At 46.7% G+C, this 22,861-nt stretch carries 12 protein-coding genes; all 12 read left to right on the top strand.

Annotated elements, in window-relative coordinates:
* Window positions 1-7: 7 nt before the first annotated feature.
* Window positions 8-2,413, top strand: a complete 2,406-nt coding sequence (locus tag MKHDV_RS01845) for a PAS domain S-box protein (protein ID WP_371416004.1) — start codon at window positions 8-10, stop codon at window positions 2,411-2,413.
* 62 nt (window positions 2,414-2,475) lie between these two features.
* Complete coding sequence (locus MKHDV_RS01840) at window positions 2,476-3,915, top strand: sigma-54 dependent transcriptional regulator (RefSeq protein WP_160711691.1); 1,440 nt, start codon at window positions 2,476-2,478, stop codon at window positions 3,913-3,915.
* A 466-nt stretch (window positions 3,916-4,381) separates the two neighbouring features.
* Entirely contained in the window at window positions 4,382-8,038 is a 3,657-nt protein-coding gene (nifJ, locus tag MKHDV_RS01835) for a pyruvate:ferredoxin (flavodoxin) oxidoreductase (RefSeq protein ID WP_160711689.1), read from the top strand.
* Between the two features lie 142 nt (window positions 8,039-8,180).
* A complete protein-coding gene (locus MKHDV_RS01830; protein ID WP_160711687.1) occupies window positions 8,181-9,866 on the top strand; it encodes an L-lactate permease in 1,686 nt (561 codons plus the stop codon).
* Window positions 9,867-10,049: 183 nt separating this feature from the next.
* Window positions 10,050-11,435, top strand: a complete 1,386-nt coding sequence (locus MKHDV_RS01825; protein WP_160711685.1) for an FAD-binding oxidoreductase — start codon at window positions 10,050-10,052, stop codon at window positions 11,433-11,435.
* A gap of 4 nt (window positions 11,436-11,439) precedes the next feature.
* Entirely contained in the window at window positions 11,440-12,735 is a 1,296-nt protein-coding gene (locus MKHDV_RS01820) for a (Fe-S)-binding protein (RefSeq protein WP_160711683.1), read from the top strand.
* Between the two features lie 248 nt (window positions 12,736-12,983).
* A complete protein-coding gene (gene pta / locus MKHDV_RS01815; protein WP_160711681.1) occupies window positions 12,984-15,098 on the top strand; it encodes a phosphate acetyltransferase in 2,115 nt (704 codons plus the stop codon).
* Window positions 15,099-15,124: 26 nt separating this feature from the next.
* On the top strand, window positions 15,125-16,327 hold the full coding sequence (locus MKHDV_RS01810) for an acetate kinase (RefSeq protein WP_160711679.1): 1,203 nt from the start codon (window positions 15,125-15,127) through the stop codon (window positions 16,325-16,327).
* A 112-nt stretch (window positions 16,328-16,439) separates the two neighbouring features.
* A complete protein-coding gene (locus tag MKHDV_RS01805) occupies window positions 16,440-17,513 on the top strand; it encodes a DRTGG domain-containing protein (protein ID WP_160711677.1) in 1,074 nt (357 codons plus the stop codon).
* A gap of 319 nt (window positions 17,514-17,832) precedes the next feature.
* Entirely contained in the window at window positions 17,833-18,429 is a 597-nt protein-coding gene (locus MKHDV_RS01800; RefSeq protein WP_160711675.1) for a lactate utilization protein, read from the top strand.
* 2 nt (window positions 18,430-18,431) lie between these two features.
* Entirely contained in the window at window positions 18,432-20,576 is a 2,145-nt protein-coding gene (gene ldhH, locus MKHDV_RS01795) for an L-lactate dehydrogenase (quinone) large subunit LdhH (protein WP_160711673.1), read from the top strand.
* Between the two features lie 376 nt (window positions 20,577-20,952).
* Complete coding sequence (locus MKHDV_RS01790; RefSeq protein ID WP_160711671.1) at window positions 20,953-22,770, top strand: methyl-accepting chemotaxis protein; 1,818 nt, start codon at window positions 20,953-20,955, stop codon at window positions 22,768-22,770.
* Window positions 22,771-22,861 lie beyond the last annotated feature (91 nt).

Below are 22,861 nucleotides of genomic sequence, written 5' to 3'. Positions count from 1 at the left end.
GGCAGTCATGATCAATGCTCCGAGCCGATTCTATGAATTGAATAAGCAGGTTTTCTGGACAATTATTGTCAGCCTTATTCTGCTCACCATCACTCTTGTATTGTTGGTGATGAATATTCTCGAGAAAAAATCTGTAGAACAAAAGATCAAAGATCAGCTGTCATTCTTACGCCTACTTATGGATACCATCCCTATTCCTATCTACTCTAAAGATAAGTATGGACGCTACCAGCAGTGTAACGTCGCCTTTGAAAAATTCTTTGGTATCCAGCGTGACGATATTTTGAATTGTAACGAATGGGAGTTGCAGGAATTCGGGTTGTCTCAATTACAACACCCTGTTGACCATCAGCTGCTGCATGAGCAAGGCGAATCCATCTACGAACAGACTATTTCGTCCCGCGAAGGCAGTGTGCATAATATTCTGTTGCACAAAGCGACCAACGTTAATGCTCGTGGTGAAATTGCGGGTATGGTGGGAGTAATCTTTGACTTTACCGATCGCAAAAAAGCTGAGGACAGCTTACGCTTTGCAGAAGAAAAATATCGCTCTATCTTTGAAAACTCACCACTGGGCATTTTCCGTGTGCGCCCAACAGGTGCATTTGTTGATGTAAACCCAGCCTTTGCCAGAATGAATGGCTACACCACTTCGCAAGACTTTATGGCACATGAAACCAGTGCGTTGGATGACCTGTTGCAGGGCGTTGATTTCCATAAAGCACGCGCTAACGAAATTTTGACATTCGAACGCACGCTCCTGCGTCCAGATAACACAACGTTTGCCGCAAACATGTCTGTACGAGTTGTGCGTGACCGATTGAACAACATTGAACTTCTTGAAGGGTTCTCTGAAAATATCACCACGCGTAAGCGTGCAGAAAAAGCATTACGTAATTCCGAACGTATGTTGCAGTCTGTTATGGACAACATTCCACAGCTTGTTTCGTGGAAAAGTAACAGCTTCCGTTACATGGGCAGCAACCGATCCTTTGACAAATTCTTCGGGATTGAACACGCTCGCGAGCTCATTGGCAAAACTGATTTTGAATTTTTATTCGACAAGCAAGATGCCGCTATCATGCAGCAGTCTGAAAACATGGTTCTTGCCCACAATATTCCTCAGTTAAAATCCAAAGAACGTATCACTGATAAAGACGGTGACCTCGTATGGTTGGAAATTAACCGCCTGCCGCTCCACGGAGACAAGGGCGAAATTGTCGGAATGTTGACCACTGCGGAAGATATTACGCAGCGCATCAACCTAGAGCGCCAGTTACTGCAATCACAGAAAATGGAAGCAATTGGTACACTGGCTGGCGGAATTGCGCATGACTTTAACAATATCCTTACATCCATCATTAACTCTGTTGAGTTAGCGCTGATTGATATTGATGAAGAAACACTCACAAGCAACGACCTTGCCCGTGCGTTACGTGCTGCGCAACACGGCAGCAGCTTGGTCAAAAAAATTCTTACTTTCAGTAAGCCCTCCGTTGCGGGTTTCCGTACCACAGATATTTTAGAGGTTATGAACGAGTCCGTGGGACTTGTGTCCGCCTCTCTGCCGCGTAACATTAATATTGAAACAACATATAATGTTACCCACGCGCATACATTCGGTGATCCGACACAGATGAATCAGGTCATTATGAACATGTGCACCAACTCTTTTCAGGCGTTGCGTGAACATGGCGGCACGTTACGGCTGGATGTCGACAAAGAATTTTTGACCAAAGAAAAGGCAAGTCAGTTTAATATTCCAGAAGGTGAATATTTTAAGCTGGTCATTGAAGACAATGGTCCCGGCATCAGCTCCGAAATTCAGGACAAAATTTTCGATCCATTTTTCACAACAAAAGGAAAAACAGAAGGTACCGGTTTAGGACTTTCTGTTGTGCTTGGCATAATTAAAGGACATGGTGGCGGTGTCGAAGTAAGCAGTATTCCTTTTGTTCGAACAGCATTTATCATCTACCTGCCACACATCGACCGGCCTGTTCTTGAAGCAGGGAACCAACTCACAGAAAAGATTCTTCAAGGGGAAGGACGCATTCTTTTTGTGGAAGACGACCCAGACCAGCTCGAGACAATTCCTAGAGTTCTCAGAAACTTAGGCTACGAGGTTGACCCGATAGGCGATGCTGCGGTAGCTGCAAGTATGATTCGTGAACAACCAGATTCGTGGGATCTCGTCATTACTGATTTTGACATGCCTGCGTTAAACGGTCTCGAACTGGCAAAACATATCAGCCACACTGCTCCGGAACTTCCTGTGATCATGGTTTCCGGCCGAAACATTGCAGCCAAGGGTGCCGAAGAAATTCCGTCGGTTAAAACTCTTGTCAGCAAACCGTACAACAGTTCGATAATTGCCAAAGCTATTACTTCTGTACTTCATCCGTTGCAGTAAATTCTCGCTAAGCCGCCCCCGGGGGGGCGTTGATCACCTCAACGTTTCGGAAAAATTTGAGCATGCCCAACATTCTTATTATTGATGATGATGTTAACATTTGTGAAACATTTGAAAGTCTTCTCTCGCGCCTTCACTACGACTGCGCCACTGCACAAACTATTTCGCAAGGGTTCAAACTGCTCCGCGAGCATGAATTTGACGTGCTCTTTCTTGACGTCCGGCTACCGGATGGCAACGGACTGGACTGCCTTTCCGATATCGCACACTTCGACAACCCGCCGGAAGTCATTATTCTTACAGGCGATGGTGATCCTGCCGGTGCAGAAATTGCGATTCAGCGCGGTGTCTGGGATTACCTTGTAAAACCTGCTTCCATTAAAGAAATCACGCAAACGCTTAAACGCGTTCTCAAATACCGTCAGGAAAAGCTGGATAAAAGCTGCGACGCCAAGCCGTTGGAAGTAGCCCACATGGTCGGCACAAGTTCCATCATCCGAAGTTGTTTCAGCCTTATGGCTCAAGCAGCTTCGACCGACGCGAACGTGCTCATCACTGGTGAAACCGGTACAGGTAAAGAGCTTACAGCCCGCACCATCCACACAAACAGCACTCGTTCTCAGGGAGAGTTTGTGGTGGTGGACTGTGCTGCGCTCACCGAGAGCCTCCTTGAATCAACCCTTTTCGGACACAAAAAGGGCGCCTTTACCGGTGCAGATACAGATAAAGACGGACTCGTCAAACTTGCCGACAACGGCACTCTCTTTCTCGATGAAGTGGGCGAGATGCCCCTCACCATCCAAAAATCGTTTCTCCGTTTCCTGCAAGAGCGAGTATTCCGCCCTGTGGGTGGCACTGCGGAAGAAAAAAGTAACTTCCGTCTCGTTTCGGCAACAAACCGCAACTTGGAAACCATGGTTGAAGACGGAGACTTCCGTCAGGATTTACTCTTCCGTTTAAAAACCGTCCATATTGAACTCCCTGCTCTTCGCTTACGCAACGATGATCTCGAGCTGTTGTCACAATTCAGAATTAAACAGCTCTGTAAACAATATGGAATGCCGGTTAAGAATTTTTCTGCGGACTTTTTCCCGATACTTGCCAAATATGACTGGCCGGGGAACGTACGCGAATTGTTTAACGCCCTTGAACAGGCGTTAGTCGCCGCCGGATCGGAATCTGTCTTATACGCCAGACATCTTCCGGCTGACATCCGAATTAAAATTGCACAGGCAAGCCTTGTGCGTGGAATGGAAAATCAGACAACTAATGCTACTAAAGCGTCTGTGTCTGAAAAATCAGACCAAAAAAATGCAGCTCCAGTTTCATTCTCATTTGAAATGTTACCGACGCTGCGACAATTTAAATCGGATATGGAAAAGAAGTACCTTTTACAGCTTATCGCACAGCATGGTTCTAACATTCACGGAATGCTGGAAACTTCGGGATTATCCCGCTCCCACCTCTATGCGTTGCTTAAAAAGTATAATATCTCCTTGTAAAACAAGATTGATAAAACAGACAAAAATAACTGTGAACTTTCCGTAAACAACCATTGTTTGTGTACTCATTTTGTTGTAAAAGGAGCGACGATGTTATAGGTGTCTGATATTTAAGACATGATAACCACCTTGATTTGCGAGCAAAAGTATTTTGAACCTGCGAGAAATCGTATAATATTGCGTGCGTTAGTCTTGGTGAGTCTTTTTTTTCAGACACAAACGTGATTCTTGAAATTCCAATAAACGGTCTACTCCGGCATGTGCCTGATTATACTGGGTTTATCAAAAATCACACAAGTGGCATATCTTTTGTATTGGTTAATCCGATCACCCTGTTTTTTCCTATCGCGGAATGTGGGGCGGGGATAAACCCGCATTCCTAGCAATACAATAGTAACTGCACGATAAGGAAAAGGCAGGTCAGCATGACCCACATGCTTTCAGGCTACATAAAGGAGTTACTCTAATGGCCAAGATTATGAAAACAATGGATGGTAACACTGCTGCCGCGCATATCGCGTACGCACTGAGTGACACGGCTGCGATCTACCCGATCACTCCATCATCCAACATGGCAGAAGCTGCAGACGACTGGGCTGCTGCCGGCAAAACAAACATTTTTGACCAGACAGTTTCTGTCCGTCAGCTTCAGTCCGAAGCTGGTGCGGCTGGTGCGGTACACGGCTGTCTCGCAGCGGGCGCGCTGACTTCTACATTTACAGCGTCTCAGGGCCTTCTGCTCATGATTCCTAACATGTACAAAATTGCTGGTGAGCTTCTCCCTGGCGTTTTCCATGTATCTGCACGTGCTCTCGCTTCACATGCACTCTCCATCTTCGGTGACCATCAGGACGTAATGGCTTGTCGTCAGACTGGCTTTGCTTTCTTATGTTCCAACTCCGTTCAGGAAGCTATGGACATGGCTCTCGTTGCTCACCTTGCAGCAATCGAAACCAGCGTTCCTTTCTGTCACTTCTTCGACGGTTTCCGTACTTCTCATGAGCTCCAGAAAATTGAAGTTATCGACTACGAAGACATCAAAAAAGTAGTTAACTTCGAGAAAATTGAAGCTTTCCGTCAGAACGCAATGAATCCTGAGCACCCACATCTTCGTGGTACCGCTCAGAACCCAGATATTTACTTCCAGGCACGTGAAGCTTGCAACACATTCTACGATGCTATTCCTGAAGCAGTTATCGATGCAATGGCTAAAGTTGAAAGCATCACCGGCCGTTCCTACAAACCTTTTGAGTTCGTTGGTCACGAAAACGCAGAACGCGTAATCGTGTGTATGGGCTCCGGTAACGAAGCTATTGAAGAAGTAGTTAACTACCTTACCGAAAAAGGTGAAAAAGTAGGTCTTCTTAAAGTTCGTCTTTACCGTCCGTTCTCCATCAAGCACATGCTCGAAGTTATTCCTGCTTCTGCAGAAATCTTCACCGTACTTGATCGTACTAAAGAACCTGGTTCTATCGGCGATCCTCTTTACCTTGACATCTGTGCAGCATTTAAAGAACACGGCGAAATGCCAGTGATTCTTTCCGGCCGCTACGGTCTCGGTTCTAAAGAATTCACTCCTGCTGACGTACTCGCAGTTTACGAGAACATGAAAGTAACCGGTCCTAAAAACCACTTCACTGTTGGTATTAACGACGACGTTACCCGTTCTTCTCTTACTGTTGGTAAAGTACTCGACACCGTGCCTGCTGGCACTGTTCAGTGTAAGTTCTTCGGCCTTGGTGCTGATGGTACTGTTGGTGCTAACAAGCAGGCTATCAAAATCATTGGTGACAACACCGACATGTACGCACAGGGTTACTTCGCTTACGACTCCAAAAAGTCCGGCGGCTTCACTGTGTCTCACCTTCGTTTCGGTAACGAAAAGATTCAGTCCACATACCTCGTTAACGCTGCTGACTACGTTGCTTGTCACAAGTCTGCATACGTTAACCAGTATGACCTCCTTGATGGTATCAAGGACGGCGGTATCTTCGTACTGAACTCTAACTGGTCTCCAGCAGAGTTGAACGAACATCTTCCTGCTTCCATGAAGCGCTCACTCGCAGAAAAGAATATCAAGTTCTACAACATTGACGCAGTTAAGATTGCGACTGAAGTAGGTCTTGGCGGTCGCATTAACATGGTTATGCAGACTGCATTCTTTAAGCTTGCTGATGTTATTCCTTTTGATCAGGCAGTTGCTTACCTGAAAGATTCTATTCAGAAAGCATACGGCAATAAAGGTGAGCACATCGTTAACATGAACGTTCAGGCTGTTGATAAAGCTGCTGACGCTCTTGTTGAAATCAAAATCCCTGCTGACTGGGCTACCGCATCTGATGCTTGTGCAACAGAAGGCGACGCTCCAGAATTCATTACCAACGTTGTACGTCCTATCCTTGCTCAGAACGGTGACAAACTTCCTGTTTCCGCTTTCGAACCAGACGGACTCTTCCCAGTTGGTACTGCAGCATTTGAAAAACGTGGCGTAGCTATCCTCGTACCAGAATGGGTACAGGAAAACTGCATTCAGTGTAACCGCTGTGCTTACGTTTGTCCTCACGCTGCAATTCGCCCAGTACTCGCTACTGAAGCAGAACTCGCAGATGCTCCTGCTACCTTCACTACTCTCGATGCTAAAGGCAAAGAAGTAAAAGGTCTCCAGTACCGCATCCAGGTTTACTCAGAAGACTGCCTCGGCTGTGGTTCTTGTGCGAACGTTTGTCCTGCTAAAGAAAAAGCACTCGTTATGAAACCGATCGAGACTCAGCTCGACGATCAGATTGCTAACCTTACTTTCGCAGAAGAAGCGATTGAAATTAAAGACTCCATCATGTCCCGTGATTCACTCAAAGGCTCTCAGTTCCAGCAGCCTCTGATGGAATTCTCCGGCGCATGTGCTGGTTGTGGTGAAACACCATACGTTAAGCTTCTCACACAGATGTTTGGCGAACGTATGATCATTGCAAACGCAACTGGTTGTTCTTCCATTTGGGGTGCATCTGCACCTACCACCCCGTACACTGTAAACAAAAACGGTCACGGTCCTGCTTGGGGTAACTCCCTCTTCGAGGATGCTGCTGAATTTGGTTACGGTATGGGCATGGCTTACACACAGCGTCGCAACAAACTTGAAGACGTTGTTAAAAAAGCTATCGATACTGTTGAAAACGCACAGTTCAAAGGTGCTCTTGAAGCTTGGATCGAAGTTAAAGATCAGGGCGAAGCATCTGCTGAAGCTGGCGAAGAAATCCTCGCACTTATCGAGGCTGGTATTGATCACAGTGCTGCTGCACATGAGATCTACCACATGGCTGACCTTCTCACCAAAAAATCCGTATGGGTATTCGGTGGTGACGGCTGGGCATATGACATCGGCTTCGGCGGTGTTGACCATGTTCTCGCTTCCGGCGAAGACATCAACATTCTCGTAATGGATACCGAAGTGTACTCCAACACTGGTGGTCAGTCTTCAAAAGCTACCCCACTCGGCTCCATCGCGAAAATGGCAGCTTCCGGTAAGAAAGTAGGTAAAAAAGACCTCGGCCTTATCGCAATGTCTTACGGCTACGTTTACGTTGCATCCGTTTCTATGGGCGCAAACATGAACCAGGTTCTGAAAGCATTTAAAGAAGCTGAAGCATTCGACGGTCCGTCCATCGTTATCTGTTACGCACCTTGTATTAACCAGGGTATCCGTAAAGGTATGGGCAAATCCATCGAAGAAGAAAAAATCGCAGTTGAAACTGGTTACTGGCCGCTTTACCGCTACAACCCAGTTCTCGCTGACGAAGGTAAAAACCCATTCATGTACGAATCTAAAACACCTAACGGTGACATGCAGGCGTTCCTTTCCGGTGAAAACCGCTACGCTCTGCTTGAAAAGATCGCACCTGAAGAATCTAAGCGCCTCCGCGCTCAGATCGAGGAAGATTACCTCAAACGTCACAAGTACTTCCAGACCCTGAGCGACCTTCCTGGTATCGCAGTAGCTCCTGTTGAAGCAGCTAACGACACCGTTGAAGCAGCTTCTGCTGACCATTGTGAAATGCCACAGGACGCAGAAACATCAGGTAAAGAAGGCACAGGCGACGCTTGTGACGACGGCCGCGACGCTAAATAGCATCGTAGCTAACTAAGCTGTTAAAGGTTCCCGGCAAGGGAGCGGAAGCCCGACCCGGGAACCTTTTTACTCAATCGTATCCGTTTTAATGGTGGATAAACGGATACGGTTGCTAATAACCTAAATGAGGAGCGTTTTTATTATGTTAGCAATGTTTGCTATTCTGCCTATTCTGGCAGCCCTTATTCTGATGGTAGGTCTTCGCTGGCCTGCAACTAAGGCTATGCCTGTTGCTTGGGCATGTGCTGTTCTTGGTGCTATGGCAGGTTGGGGACTTGACGCTAGCTACGTAGCTGCAATGTCTTTCCACGGCCTTATCACAGCAATTTCCGTACTGATCATTGTTTTTGGTGCGATCCTTATTCTCTACACACTGCAGTACAGCGGTGGTATGGAAACTATTCAGTACGGTATGCAGCAGATTTCCGGTGACCGCCGCGTTCAGGCAATCATCATCGGTTTCATGTTCGCAGCCTTCATCGAAGGCGCGGCAGGCTTTGGTACACCAGCTGCTCTGGCTGCACCACTGCTCCTCTCTCTCGGCTTCCCGCCGCTTGCAGCAGCAGTTCTCTGCCTCGTATTTAACTCTTTCCCAGTAACTTTCGGTGCTGTTGGTACTCCGGTTATTCTCGGTCTGAAATACGTTCGTCCACTCGTAGACCAGGCTGTTGCCGCTGGCATCCCAGGTCTCAACTTTGCATCTGCTGATCAGTTCAATGCTGTAATCGGCCAGTGGGCAACTGTTTTCAACACACCTATGATTTACATCCTTCCTATCTTCATGCTTGGTTTCATCACCCGTTACTTCGGGCCGAACCGCAGCTGGAAAGAAGGCTTTGGCGCATGGAAATTCTGTCTTTTTGCATCTACCGCATTCCTCGTGCCTTACCTCACATTCGCATGGCTCGTTGGACCTGAGTTCCCATCCCTTATCGGTGGTCTCGTAGGTCTCGGTATCATCATCCTTGGTGCTAAAAACGGTTTCTGCATGCCTAAAGATCACTTTGATTTTGGTGATCACACTAAATGGGATCCAGAATGGACTGGCGATATGAAAGGCGGCGGTTCAACCGACTTTACTGCTCACATGTCTCAGTTCCGTGCATGGCTTCCTTACATTCTTATCGGTGCGATCCTCGTTATCACCCGTATTCCAGAACTCGGCCTTAAAAGCATGCTCGCAGGCGTATCTATCGGCTTCGACGCTGGCTTCCTTGGTCACCCTGAAATTAAAAACGCTATTAAATACCTCTACCTGCCAGGTACCATTCCATTCGTACTTGTTGCTCTCATCACCATCGGCCTCCACGGCATGAGTGGCGAGAACACCAAAAAAGCTTGGACTGAAGCTATCGCTAAGATGAAGAACCCTACCATCGCTCTCGTATTCGCAGTAGCATTGGTATCTATCTTCCGTCTTTCCGCTAACAACCCTGCAGGTCTTCCTTCCATGCCTCTGGCATTGGCAGAAGTTGCAGCTAACATCTTCGGTGGTGCATGGCCTATGTTTGCATCCTTCGTTGGTGGCTTAGGTGCATTTATTACCGGTTCCAACACTGTATCTGACCTTCTCTTCGCTGAATTCCAGTGGGGAATGGCAACTCAGCTTGACTTACCTCGTCAGCTTATCGTTGCTGCTCAGGCAGTTGGTGGTGGCATGGGTAACATGGTTTGTATCCATAACATCGTTGCAGCTTGTGCAGTTGTAGGCCTCTCCGGTCGTGAAGGCGCCATCCTTCGTCGTACCGCTGGTCCTTTCCTCCTGTACGGTATCGTAGTTGGTATCATGGTATCAGCTTGCATCGTAATGTTCCCGAACCTCTTCTAGAGTATACATTGCCGGAGACAGTCCCTGCGGCTGTCTCCAGCTTTTCTTGCTAGTGTATTGAAGAACGGGGCTACTGCGGAAGTGTGCCCCGTTTTTTAAAAGGTACGGTCAGTCTGTTTGTTGCCGGTTTATTGTGAACAGACTGTTACCGATTTAGACAACATGATTATTGAGGAGAACTCCGTGATTAGTGCGTCATTGACTAAAGAATTTGAAGCCGTAGTAGGCAGTGAAAACGTATTTACTTCAGAGCCAGAGCGCCAGGCATACTCATATGACTCCGCTGTGCTCGATCCTGTAACCCCTGCATTGGTTGTTCGCCCGACCAATTCTGAAGAACTGGGCAAAGTTATCGCTCTTTGTAACGAAAACAACTGTCCTATTACCGTTCGCGGTGCTGGCACCAACCTTTCCGGTGGTACCATCCCTGACAAACGTAACGGCATTGTTGTTCTCACCAACGGCATGAACAAGATCCTCGAAATTAACGAAGAAGATCTTTACGCTGTAGTTCAGCCTGGTGTTGTTACAGCTCAGTTCGCACAGGCAGTTGCAAAACGCGGCCTGTTCTACCCTCCAGATCCGGGTTCACAGGCTGTTTCCACTATCGGTGGTAACGTAGCAGAAAACGCTGGCGGCCTTCGTGGTCTCAAATACGGCGTAACTAAAGACTACGTTATGGGCATGGACTTTTTTGATGTTAACGGTCAGCTCGTTAAAACTGGTTCCCGTACTGTTAAGTGCGTAACCGGCTACAACCTTGCTGGTCTTATGGCTGCTTCTGAAGGCACCCTTGGTGTATTCAACGAAATCATCCTCAAACTTACTCCGCCACCAGCAGCTTCTAAAGCTATGATGGCTGTATTTGACGATGTTAACAAAGCTTCTGAAGCTGTTGCTTCCATCATCGCTGCACACGTTGTTCCTTGTACTCTTGAGTTCATGGATCAGGCAGCTCTTAAGCACGTTGAAGCATACACCAAAGCTGGTCTTCCTGTAGAAGCAGCTGCTATTCTTCTTATTGAAGTAGATGGCCACCCGGGTCAGGTAGCAGACGAAGCCGCTCTCGTTGAAAAATGTCTCACTAAATCTGGCGCAACCGCTGTTCACGTTGCAAAAGACGCTGAAGAGAAATTTAAACTGTGGGAAGCTCGTCGTAACGCGCTGCCAGCTCTTGCTCGCGCAAAGCCGACCACTGTTCTTGAAGATGCTACAGTGCCTCGCTCCCAGATTCCTGCAATGGTTGCAGCAATCAACGACATCGCAAAGAAATACGACCTTGCAATCGGTACTTTCGGCCACGCTGGCGATGGTAACCTGCACCCTACTATTCTTTGTGACCGTCGCGACGAAAAAGAATTCCACCGTGTAGAAGAAGCTGTTGATAACATCTTTGATGTAGCTCTTTCTCTCAAAGGTACTCTTTCCGGCGAGCACGGTATCGGCATGGCGAAATCTAAGTGGATGGAAAAGGAAACTTCCCGCGCAACTATTGACTACTCTCTCAATATGAAGCGTGCGATCGATCCTAACAACATCCTTAACCCTGGCAAAATCATCGCGGGTTAGTAATATGTCAGCAGATCTTACTAAATTAGCGAAGCTCCTTCAGGAGCTGGACGACCAGATGGTTGCTTGCATGAAGTGCGGCATGTGTCAGGCTGTATGTCCAGTTTTCTCCGAAACTATGAGGGAGTCTGACGTAACCCGTGGTAAAATTGCCCTGCTCGAGCGTCTTGCAGCAGAACTTATTAACGACGCAGAAGGCGTTCAGGAAGCTCTGAACCGTTGTCTGCTTTGTGGTTCTTGCGGCGCTAACTGCCCATCCGGCGTACAAATCAGTGATATCTTCATTAAGGCTCGTAGCATCGTTAACGAGTACATGGGCCTTTCCCCAGTGAAGAAAATGGTACTGCGCGGTATGGTTGGTAACCCTAAGTTATTCAACATGCTTCTTGATTTCGGTTCTAAATTCCAGAACCTTATGACTTCAAAAGCATCTGAAACTCAGGCTACCCGTAAAGCACCTTTGCTCGAGCCATTTATCGGCAACCGTCATTTTAATCCGGTTGCTACTAAATCTCTGCACGCTAAATACGGAACTATTGATACTCCTGCCGGAAAATCCGGTCTCCGAGTTCTTTTCTTCCCAGGCTGTGTAGCAGATAAAATGTACACCAACATGGGCGAAGCATGCCTTAAAGTATTCAAGCACCACGGCGTTGGCGTTTGGATGCCTGCAACACAGGCATGTTGTGGTATCCCTGCTCTTTCAGCAGGCGATAAAGCAGCCTATGACAAGATGGTAAAATACAATGCGGAAATCTTTGCAGAGGGCGAGTACGATTATATTATCGCCCCTTGCGGTTCCTGTATTTCCACCATCATGAAATACTGGCCTAAGTACGGTACAGAGTACCCGGCCGACGTACAGAAAAAAATTGAAAAGATTGCCGCTAAGGCAATGGATATCAACGAATTCCTCGTTGACGTTCTTGGTGTTAAGCCGGAAGGCGAAACTCCTAAAGGCGGAAAAAAGGTAACCTTCCATGACTCTTGTCACCTTAAGAAGGGCCTCGGCGTAGCTGAACAGCCACGCGACCTTATCCGCATGAATAACAACTACGAATTGGTAGAAATGGACGAAGCTGACCGTTGCTGTGGATGTGGCGGTACCTTCACATTATACCATTACGATCTTTCTAAAAAGATCGGTGGACGTAAGCGTAACAACATTGTTGATACCGGTGCTCAGATTGTATCAACAGGCTGTCCAGCTTGTATGATGCAGATGAACGATATGCTTTCACAAAACCGCGACGACGTGGAAGTGAAGCATAGCATCGAACTCTACGCTGAAACCCTGTAGTCGCTTAGCGATTTATGGTTCGGTGACGAAGTCCTGAACTTACAGACTGAAACAAATCCGTACATTGCCTATCTGGTATCGTTCGGTCTTTCACGCAAGTCACTCTGCGTAAGGGCTTGAATTTTATACCGCAATAGCGCAGTGTACGGGTTTGTCATCGGTCTGCAGAAAGTATCCTTCAGAAAACGGTTCTGGGGATGCAGGTTCGATAAAATTGGCTAGTATCAGTGGATATGCAAGGAGTCCTCGTGTCCCATAACCTTTACATTACAGCTACCGAAGCAAGAACAGGTAAATCTGCTGTTGTCCTCGGCATGACGCAATTGCTCACCAAAGACATCAGAAAAGTTGCGTTCTTCCGCCCAATCATCAACGATGATGAAAATGGCAAAAAAGACCACGATATTAACCTCATTCTTGAATACTTCGGCATGGATATCCCATATGAGGATACCTACGCGTACACCCTCAATCAGGCTCGTGAACTGATCAACAACGGTCAGCGTTCCATTCTGCTTGAGAATATCCTGAACAAGTACACCCAGCTTGCCAACAAATACGATTTTGTTCTTTGCGAAGGAACTGACTTCCTTGGTAAAGATGCAGCATTCGAATTCGATCTCAACGCAGACATTGCCGCTAACTTAGGCTCTCCTGTTCTTGTTGTTATCAACGGCCAGAAGCAGGACTGTGAAGAAATCATCAGCTCTACCAAGCTCACACTCGATTCCCTTGAAGACAAAGGACTCGACATTGTTGCTGCTGTTATCAACCGTGCAGAAGTAACTTCCGAGCATTGCGCTGACATCATTTCCCAGATCAGCACTAAAGACGATGCAGATAAAGCACTTGCTGTCTACATCATCCCTGAAGACCCTACCCTGAGCAAACCAACCATGAAAGACGTGGCTGAGTGGCTCGACGGTGAAGTCGTTTACGGTCAAGATCGCCTCGATACTCGCGTTGACGACCTGTGCATTGCCGCAATGCAAATTGGCAACTTCCTCGATTACGTAAAAGAAGCCAGCCTCGTTATCACCCCTGGTGACCGTTCTGACATCATCATTGCTACTCTCGCATCCCGTATGTCTTCCGCGTACCCGGATATCTCCGGTATCGTACTGACCGGTGGTCTTGAAATGGCAAAGAATGTTCGTCGCCTCGTAGAAGGCTGGTCTGCTGCTCCGATTCCTGTAATCAGCGTAAAACAGCACACCTACCTTGCTATTCAGGCTCTTAACCAGCTTTACGGACGTATCGACCCGCAGGACAGCCGCCGCGTTGCAACTGCTCTCGGTATTTTCGAAGACAACGTAGACACAGCGGAAATTTCCCGTCGCGTTATCTCTCGTAAATCTGAAAAAATTACTCCGAAGATGTTTGAATTTAACCTTATCCAGAAGGCTAAATCCAACAAAATGCGTATTGTTCTCCCTGAAGGTCAGGAAGAGCGCATTTTGCGTGCGGCAGAAATGCTCAACCGTCGCGGTGTTGCAGACATTATTCTTCTCGGCAACCTTGAGGTTGTTAAGCAGAAAATTTCTGATTTAGGTCTTCAGCTTTCTGATGTTACCATTATTCAGCCGGAACTTGCCCCTGAATTTGACGACTACGTAGCAACCTACTTCGAAGCACGTAAAAAGAAAGGCATCAGCATGGAGCACGCTCGTGACACCATGTGTGATACCACTTACTACGGCACCATGATGGTTAAAAAAGGCGATGCAGACGGCATGGTATCCGGTGCGGTTAACACCACTGCCCACACAATCCGCCCTGCGTTTGAGTTTATTAAAACCAAACCGGAAGCTTCTATTGTTTCTTCCGTATTCCTCATGTGCCTGAAAGATCGTGTTCTCGTATTCGGTGACTGCGCCGTGAACCCGAACCCTACATCTGACCAGCTTGCTGAAATTGCAATCGGTTCAGCTGACACTGCACGCATCTTCAATGTAGACCCACGCATTGCAATGCTTTCCTACTCTACTGGTTCTTCCGGTAAAGGTGCAGACGTAGAAAAAGTTATTGAAGCAACAAGAATTGCAAAAGAACGCGCTCCTCATCTCATGTTGGAAGGCCCAATCCAGTATGATGCTGCGATCGATGCAGACGTTGCTGCTACAAAACTTCCTGATTCAGAAGTTGCCGGTCAGGCCACTGTATTTATCTTCCCTGACCTCAACACTGGCAACAACACTTACAAGGCTGTACAGCGAGCTGCAAATGCCGTAGCAATCGGTCCAGTCTTGCAGGGACTCAATAAGCCTGTTAACGACTTATCTCGCGGTTGCACCGTAGCAGATATTGTAAACACTGTTGCCATTACAGCAATTCAGGCACAGGCAGAAAAAGGGCTTATCTAGCCAAGCCATTTTAAAGGATAAAATAGATGAACGTACTCGTAATTAACTCCGGCTCTTCTTCTCTTAAATTTCAGCTGATCAATATGGAAAACGAAACCGCACTTTGTTCCGGTCTCGTAGAACGTATCGGTCAGGATATGAGTAAGCTTGTTAACAAGCTCGCTCCAGATACAGACAACGAACGCAAAGTTGTTATCGACGAACCGTTTGCAGATCATGAAACTGCTATGAAACGTGTTGTTGAACTTCTTACAGACGAAAACGACGGCGTAATCAAAGACAAATCTGAGATCAACGCAATCGGTCACCGTGTACTCCTCGGTGGCGAAGAGATCAAAGAATCCGTTAAAGTAACTGACGAAGTAAAAGATATCATTCGCAAATACATTCCACTCGGTCCTTTGCACAACCCTGCAAACCTTGCTGGTATTGAAGTTTGTGAACATCTTTTCCCAGGCACTCCTAACGTTGGTGTTTTCGATACCGAATTCCACCAGACCATGCCTGAGAAAGCATTCCTCTACCCGCTTCCGTACAGCCTTTACGAAGATCTCAAGATCCGTCGTTACGGTTTCCACGGTACTTCCCACCGTTTCGTTGCTAAACAGGCAGCTAAATTCCTCGGTAAAGCACCTGAAGACCTTAACCTCGTTATTTGTCACCTCGGTAACGGCTGCTCCATGTCTGCTGTTAAAGCAGGCAAATGCGTTGACACCACCATGGGCATTACACCTCTCGAAGGTCTCATGATGGGTACCCGTTGTGGCGATATCGACCCTGCACTCGTTCCTTTCATCATGGACCGTAAAGGTCTCACTGGTGCAGAAATGGATACACTCATGAACAAAGAATCCGGTCTCTACGGTATCTGCGGCATGAGCGATATGCGTGACATCCACGCTGCAGTAGAAGCAGGCAACGAAAAAGCTAAAACTGCTCTCGACATGTTCGTTTACCGTATCAAAAAATACGTTGGTTCTTTCATTGCTGCACTCGGCAATGTTGACGCTATCGTATTTACCGCTGGTATCGGCGAAAACGACGACATCGTTCGTGAAATGGTTTGTGCTGACATGGATCTCTTCGGTATCAAAATTGATCTCGAAGAAAACGCTACACGTCGTGGCACTGAGCGCTCTTTGAACGCTGGTGGTAAGACTGAAGTTCTTATTATCCCAACAAACGAAGAACTCGAAATCGCTCAGGCTACTGTAAAAGTACTCGCCTAGTATTTCAGTTTATTTGCGATAAAAATCCGGAGCAGAAACGTGCCGGTTTCTGCTCCGGCATTTGCCATTTTGCCGAAAGAGGTATATCCCGAAGCATCTTCGGAGGGAATACATGATCGGAATTTACATAGGTTCTACAGACGCATTTGCGGGTAAAAATATTGTGTTGATGGCTTTAGGGCTGGAGATGCAACGACGCGGTATGCGTGTGGGTTATATGAAGCCTGTGGGGTCACTTCCCAAACGAGTAGATGATGTTTTCGGAGATGAGGACGCCATCGTCATCCAGGAACTTCTCGGTCTCGAGATTTCTCCGGATATACTTACGCCGGTAATTATTCCAAACAACCTGAGAGCCACTACTCTCTCAGATGAAACAGACGCTTTGGCTGCCATCCAAAGTGCCTACAACACCATTTCCAAAGACAAAGACGTTATGCTCGTCGGCGGTTGTGGATCCATCCAATATACCGGAACCCATAGGGGTGTGGATGGGATTACACTGTCGAAGACGCTAGGATTAAAAACATTACTCGTTGATAGATATCGCCGGGACAGGCTCAATTATGATGCTATTCTCAATATCAAAAATACACTCGGCGACGATATGCTCGGAGTACTGTTTAACGACGTACCGGAAGATTTTTCACGCGATACTGAAGACATCCTTATTCCTTTCTTAGAAAAGAACGACGTTGATGTATTCGGAACGGTTCCACGCGACCCTATGCTTAACGCTATTAAAGCATCAGAACTCGCATGGCGCCTCAAAGGGAAAATTATTTCAGGTAATTCACAATCCCAGCGGATAATTCAAAGCTTCTTGATTGGTACAATGCAGGTGGAAAATTTCATGACATATTTCCGCCAGTCATCCAATCTTGCCACCATTGTTGGTGGTGACAGAACAGACTTACAGCTTATCGCTATGGAAGGTGGCTGCCCTTGTCTTATCGTGACAGGCAACATTACTCCTAACGAGATTGTACGTGCTCGTTCCGAACAACTTGGCGTGCCTGTTATTCAGGTTGCAGATGATACATATACTGTCGCAAGACGTATGGAGCTCATTTTGAACAGCCAAAAACTTCGTGAACTGGTTAAAATTAAACGCGGCGCTGAACTTGTTGATAACGCGTTTAACTACAATAGGCTTTGTCGAAAACTGTCTGAGAAGTCAGAATAGCATTACGCCCAGCCAGCCCGAATCAGTTGCCACAAATCAAGTACGGATTGCATTACTGCATATGCATTTCTTTTCTGCTGTCATTCTAGAACACAGTAGAAAAGTTGAGTGTACCGTACGAGCAAAGCATACTTGTTGCCGCTTTGCTGAATTTGTCCGGAAGACCGAATTCTGTACGACATTCATCCGATGAGGAGATTCACAACCATTACGGTTGCTGTTCTGCATACACCAAACCCGCCTGATTTTTTCAGGATGCAGCGGTGAAGGGTATGTCCAGCGGTGTTCCTATGGAACGCCATAGTCTCAGGAGTGTCACATGAGCGACCTGAAAAAGCTTTTTACTGAAAAAGCAGAACTGGTATCAGCGAAAGTTACCAGCATCAAATCCATGGATGAAGCATTTGCATACGCTGCAAAGTATGTTGCTGCAAAAAGTCCATGCGAACTTCTTATCCCTTCCAGCCCAGACGCAGTACAGCCAGAATTTTCTGATGAAAAGATCTTGGCTGCACCAGAACTTTCCGATGACCAGTACGCAGCTCTCGCAAAAGCTTGTGAAGGCACCAGCGTAAAACTCATCAAATCCGGCATGCGCGGCTATATGGCTGGCATCGACGCAGGATTTACCATTGCTGACGGCGGCCTGTGCGACACAGGTTCCATTGTTCAGCAGTCCAACGGAGAAGAACTGCGCCTCGCTACTATGGTTTCCGAAACACACATCGCTGTGCTTTCTGTTTCCAGCTTGTACGAGGACTCCATCGCAGCAGAAAAACTTCTGCTCGATCTGATGGACGGCGTTGCTTACACCGCATTCATCACTGGCCCAAGCCGTACAGCTGACATCGAGCGCACACTTGCTATCGGTGCACACGGCCCACTCGAACTCCACATTCTTCTCCTGGAGGACTAATCATGCATAATGCTAATAATCTTAAAGAATACCGCGAAGACATGCAGGAAGCTCTTGATAACGAATTTCTGCGTAAATCCATGGACGCATTTGCTGTCGGTTACCGTATCAACCGTGCAAAGGCTTTTGCAGATATCAATGAGCCAGTTCTCATTAAACAAATTGCTGATTGCAAAGACTACGCTGTAAAAAACAACGCAGCTCTTTTGAAGCAGTTCACCGAAGAAGCTGAAAAACGCGGTGTGCACGTTCACCTTGCAAAAGATGCTGAAGAAGCTAACGCTCTGATCGCTAAAATTGCAAAAGACAACAACGTTAAGAAAATCATCAAGTCAAAGTCCATGACCTCTGAAGAAACACTTCTTAACCACTACCTCGAAGACGAGAAGTATGAAGTTGTTGAAACTGATCTCGGCGAATGGATCATCCAGATGCGTCATGAGGGTCCATCCCACATGGTTATGCCTGCGATTCACCTTTCCCGTTACCAGGTACAGGATCTGTTCTCTGCAAGAACCGGTCGTGAGCTTGAGCCGGACCCTGAAAAACTGACCAAAGTTGCACGTCAGGAATTACGTCGTGATTTTGCTGATGCAGACATGGGTATCTCCGGTGCTAACTTCTGTGTTGCAGAAAATGGCCACATCGGTATCGCAACCAACGAAGGTAACGCACGTCTGACCACGACTGCACCACGTATCCACGTTGCAATCGCTGGTATCGACAAACTCGTTCCTAAACTTACTGACGCTCTTACCGCGCTGAAAGTTCTTCCACGTAACGCAACTGGTCAGACTCTGACCTCTTACGTAACTTGGATCGGTGGTGCGAACGAATGCGCAATCGCAGAAGACCAGAAAAAAGAAATGCACATCGTATTCCTTGATAACGGTCGTTCTAAAATTGCTGAAGATGAAATGTTCTCTCAGATTTTCCGCTGCGTACGCTGTGGTGCTTGTGCGAACGTTTGTCCTGTTTACCGTCTTGTTGGCGGTCACAAAATGGGTCACATCTACATTGGCGCAATCGGCCTCATTCTTACTTACTTCTTCCACGGTGAAGAAAAAGCGAAGAACCTCGTACACAACTGTATCAACTGTGGTGCTTGTAAGAGCATTTGTGCAGGTGGTATCGATCTGCCGGGTCTTATTAAAGAACTCCGCGCACGCATCAACCAGGACAGCGGAATGCCTATTGAGACTACCCTTCTTGGTAAAGTTCTCAAAAACCGCAAACTGTTCCACTCCCTGCTTCGCTTCGGTAAATGGGCTCAGACACCTATGAAAAAAGGTCCATACCTGCGTCACTTACCACTCATGTTTATGAAAGATCAGGGCTTCCGTTCTTTCCCAACTATTGCAGATAAGCCGTTCCGCGATCGCTTTAGCGAAATCAAGCCAATGGTACACAACCCTAAACACCGCGTTGCTCTTTTCTCCGGCTGTGTTCAGGATTTTGTATACCCAGAGCAGATGGAAGCAGCAGTAAAAGTTATGGCTCGCCATAACGTTGCTATCGACTACCCAATGGAGCAGAGCTGTTGTGGTCTTCCAGTGCAGATGATGGGTGAAAAACAGGTTACCATCGACGTTGCTAAACAGAACGTTGATGCATTTGAAGGCACTAACTGCGATTACATCGTAACTCTTTGTGCTTCCTGTGCTTCCCACTTGAAAGAAAGCTACGTTGAACTGCTTGAAGGCGACCGTGATTACAAAGAAAAAGTAAAACGTTTCTCTGCTAAGATCATCGACTTCTCATCTTACGTTCATGATGTTCTCGGTGTTACCACTGACGACTTCAACAAATCTGACGAAAAAGTTGCATACCATTCATCTTGTCACCTTTGTCGTGAACTCAAAGTTATTGAGCAGCCTCGTAACCTCATCGACATGGCTGGCGAATACGCTCCTTCCGCAGAAGAAGATGTTTGTTGTGGCTTTGGCGGTACATTTACCGTTAAATTCCCAGAACTTTCCTCTACTCTTCTGGATAAAAAACTCACCAACATTGAAGCAACTAAAGCAAAACGTCTTGTTGCTGACTGCCCGGGTTGTCTCCTGCACCTGCGCGGTGGTTCCAATGTTCGTGAAAACGGCATGAAAGTAACTCACATTGCTGAGCTTCTTGCAGAAAACCTTAAGTAATCTGCAACACTTTCCTTAGTCACCTATAAAGAAGGGCGCTTATGCGCCCTTCTTTTTTTATGTAATTACACTTTCACTGTAGTATTCACGTCAAATATTCAAACTAACTGCACCTTCAGTGTAAACACTCACTAACTCGCTTTTAGTTACTCTTTCTGCGTGCGCAGCAAACTCTAACACTTCACTAACTCAGGTTGTTAAGCAGTCTCAATAATTACCTATAATAACGATAACAAACAGTTCACCACTCAAGCCAACAATAACAACTTGCTGTTTTGTTTACATGTTTTTTCAAAGCAGTCATTAACATTAGTTCCACCCTGCCGATAAGATTATATCCACCGCACGATATGGACTTATTACTCAAGGGGGCTACATGTTTAGGAAGATTACAATTAGGGCAAGAGTATTTCTACTGCTTACAGTTTTTTTGTTATTCATTTTAGGAATACTTCTGTTCAATGCTCGTTCAACAATGCAATCAAATGACGACGCAGTTCTCCATTTGCAAAAAGTTATGCTTAATGGAGAAAAGGAAACACTCAAAGTCGCAACACATTCTTTAGCACTAGCCATTAGCTCCCAACTATCCGGAATCAGTGATAAAGAAACACAGTATCGCATTATGCAAAACGCAGTGGAAAAACCTCGTTTTAAGAAAGATAGTTCAGGATATTTTTTCATTTACGAGGGCACAACCAACGTTGCACTCCCGACCAAAAAGTCTCTTATTGGTAAAGACTTAGGTCAGGTAAAAGATAAAAACGGCGTATACTTCGTTCGGGAATTAAAAAATGCTGCCGCTGCCGGTGGCAAATTTGTACAATACGTTTTCAACAAACCGGGGAAAGGCGACCAACCGAAACTTGCTTATGCAGAAATGATTGAAGGAACGCCATATTGGATTGGAACAGGCGTTTACATCGATAACGTCGAAAAGCATAAGCAAATGCTTCAAAATCAATTTGATAGCGCCATGAAAAAGAACATGCTTTTCCAGATGACTATCATTGGCATTATTCTTTTACTCGGATTCGCTCCATTCTGTCTTTTCCTTGTTCGTTCTATCGTTACTCCAGTCTTACAGGCGAACAAGGTTGCTCAGGAAATTGCACACGGAAATCTTAATGTCACAATTGAGACTGAAGGGAACGACGAAATCGCTGATTTGCAAGCATCCCTTACTATCATGGCAGAAACATTACGTGAAAACGTTAATGACATGGCAGTTAAAGAAAAAGAAGCAAACCGACAGGCAGCAATCGCTCGCGAGGCAGCAGCACGAGCTGAAGAAGCAATGCAGCAAGCATCAGTTGCCACAAGCGAAGGTATTAACACCGCGGCAGAGCGTCTTACTGGTTTGGTAGGCAGTATTAACGCCAGCTCAACAGACCTTGCAGCCACAAGCCGTCAGCTGGAAAAAGGGGCAGATGTTCAGCTCACACGAATCAGCGAAACTGCTACAGCAATGGAAGAAATGAACGCGACCGTACTTGAAGTTGCCCGCAATGCAAGCGATGCAGCAGAACGTACAGAACGCTCCAGACGTCAGGCAGCAGAAGGTCAGACCGTTGTTAATGACACCATTACTGCTATTACCGATCTGCAAAAAATTACGAGTATTCTACAGAACAACATGAACCAGCTGGGCAAAGAGTCTGATGCAATCGGTCAGGTGATGACCATCATTAACGACATCGCTGACCAGACAAACCTGCTCGCACTTAACGCAGCAATCGAAGCAGCCCGAGCAGGCGATGCAGGCCGAGGTTTTGCTGTTGTTGCGGATGAAGTACGTAAGCTCGCAGAAAAAACCATGGGTGCAACAAGCGAAGTTGGCAGCAGCATCAGCACGATCCAACAGCTTGCACAAAAGAACATCAAAGGCATGGAAGAATCTGCGGAAGCAATGCAATCCACGGCACAGCGTTCACAAGTTTCTGGTGAAATGCTCGAATCGATTGTTGATATGGCCGATGCTGCCGCAGCGCAGGTTCAGTCAATCGCAACCGCTGCTGAAGAACAATCAGCTGCATCTGAAGAAATTACACGATCTATTGAAGAAATTAATGCCATTGCGAACGAGTCACGCGCTATGGCTGGCAACGCCGAACAAAGTGTTTCTGCACTGCACGACGAAGCACGAAATCTTCAGGAGATTATTTATGAACTCAAGGAAGAAGCTGCCAATTAATCTGCGGTAGCTACAACGTCGTCAGCAAGTCGTTGGCAAGTCTGCGACGCTTTGTCAGGAGACTATTGCCTTCAGAAGGTTGCCTCCGGCG

This window comes from Halodesulfovibrio sp. MK-HDV, assembly GCF_009914765.1.
Classification (GTDB): domain Bacteria; phylum Desulfobacterota; class Desulfovibrionia; order Desulfovibrionales; family Desulfovibrionaceae; genus Halodesulfovibrio.
Note: the sequence above shows the minus strand (reverse complement) of the source record. Positions and strands in the feature narration are given on the sequence as shown.

Excerpts from the sequence above, each read along its gene's own strand:
- ldhH (WP_160711673.1), top strand. The coding sequence starts at position 18,432 with ATGCATAATGCTAATAATCTTAAAGAATACCGCGAAGACATGCAGGAA.
- MKHDV_RS01810 (WP_160711679.1), top strand. The coding sequence starts at position 15,125 with ATGAACGTACTCGTAATTAACTCCGGCTCTTCTTCTCTTAAATTTCAG.
- MKHDV_RS01820 (WP_160711683.1), top strand. The coding sequence starts at position 11,440 with ATGTCAGCAGATCTTACTAAATTAGCGAAGCTCCTTCAGGAGCTGGAC.
- MKHDV_RS01830 (WP_160711687.1), top strand. The coding sequence starts at position 8,181 with ATGTTAGCAATGTTTGCTATTCTGCCTATTCTGGCAGCCCTTATTCTG.
- MKHDV_RS01845 (WP_371416004.1), top strand. The coding sequence starts at position 8 with ATGATCAATGCTCCGAGCCGATTCTATGAATTGAATAAGCAGGTTTTC.
- nifJ (WP_160711689.1), top strand. The coding sequence starts at position 4,382 with ATGGCCAAGATTATGAAAACAATGGATGGTAACACTGCTGCCGCGCAT.
- MKHDV_RS01790 (WP_160711671.1), top strand. The coding sequence starts at position 20,953 with ATGTTTAGGAAGATTACAATTAGGGCAAGAGTATTTCTACTGCTTACA.
- MKHDV_RS01840 (WP_160711691.1), top strand. The coding sequence starts at position 2,476 with ATGCCCAACATTCTTATTATTGATGATGATGTTAACATTTGTGAAACA.
- MKHDV_RS01800 (WP_160711675.1), top strand. The coding sequence starts at position 17,833 with ATGAGCGACCTGAAAAAGCTTTTTACTGAAAAAGCAGAACTGGTATCA.
- MKHDV_RS01805 (WP_160711677.1), top strand. The coding sequence starts at position 16,440 with ATGATCGGAATTTACATAGGTTCTACAGACGCATTTGCGGGTAAAAAT.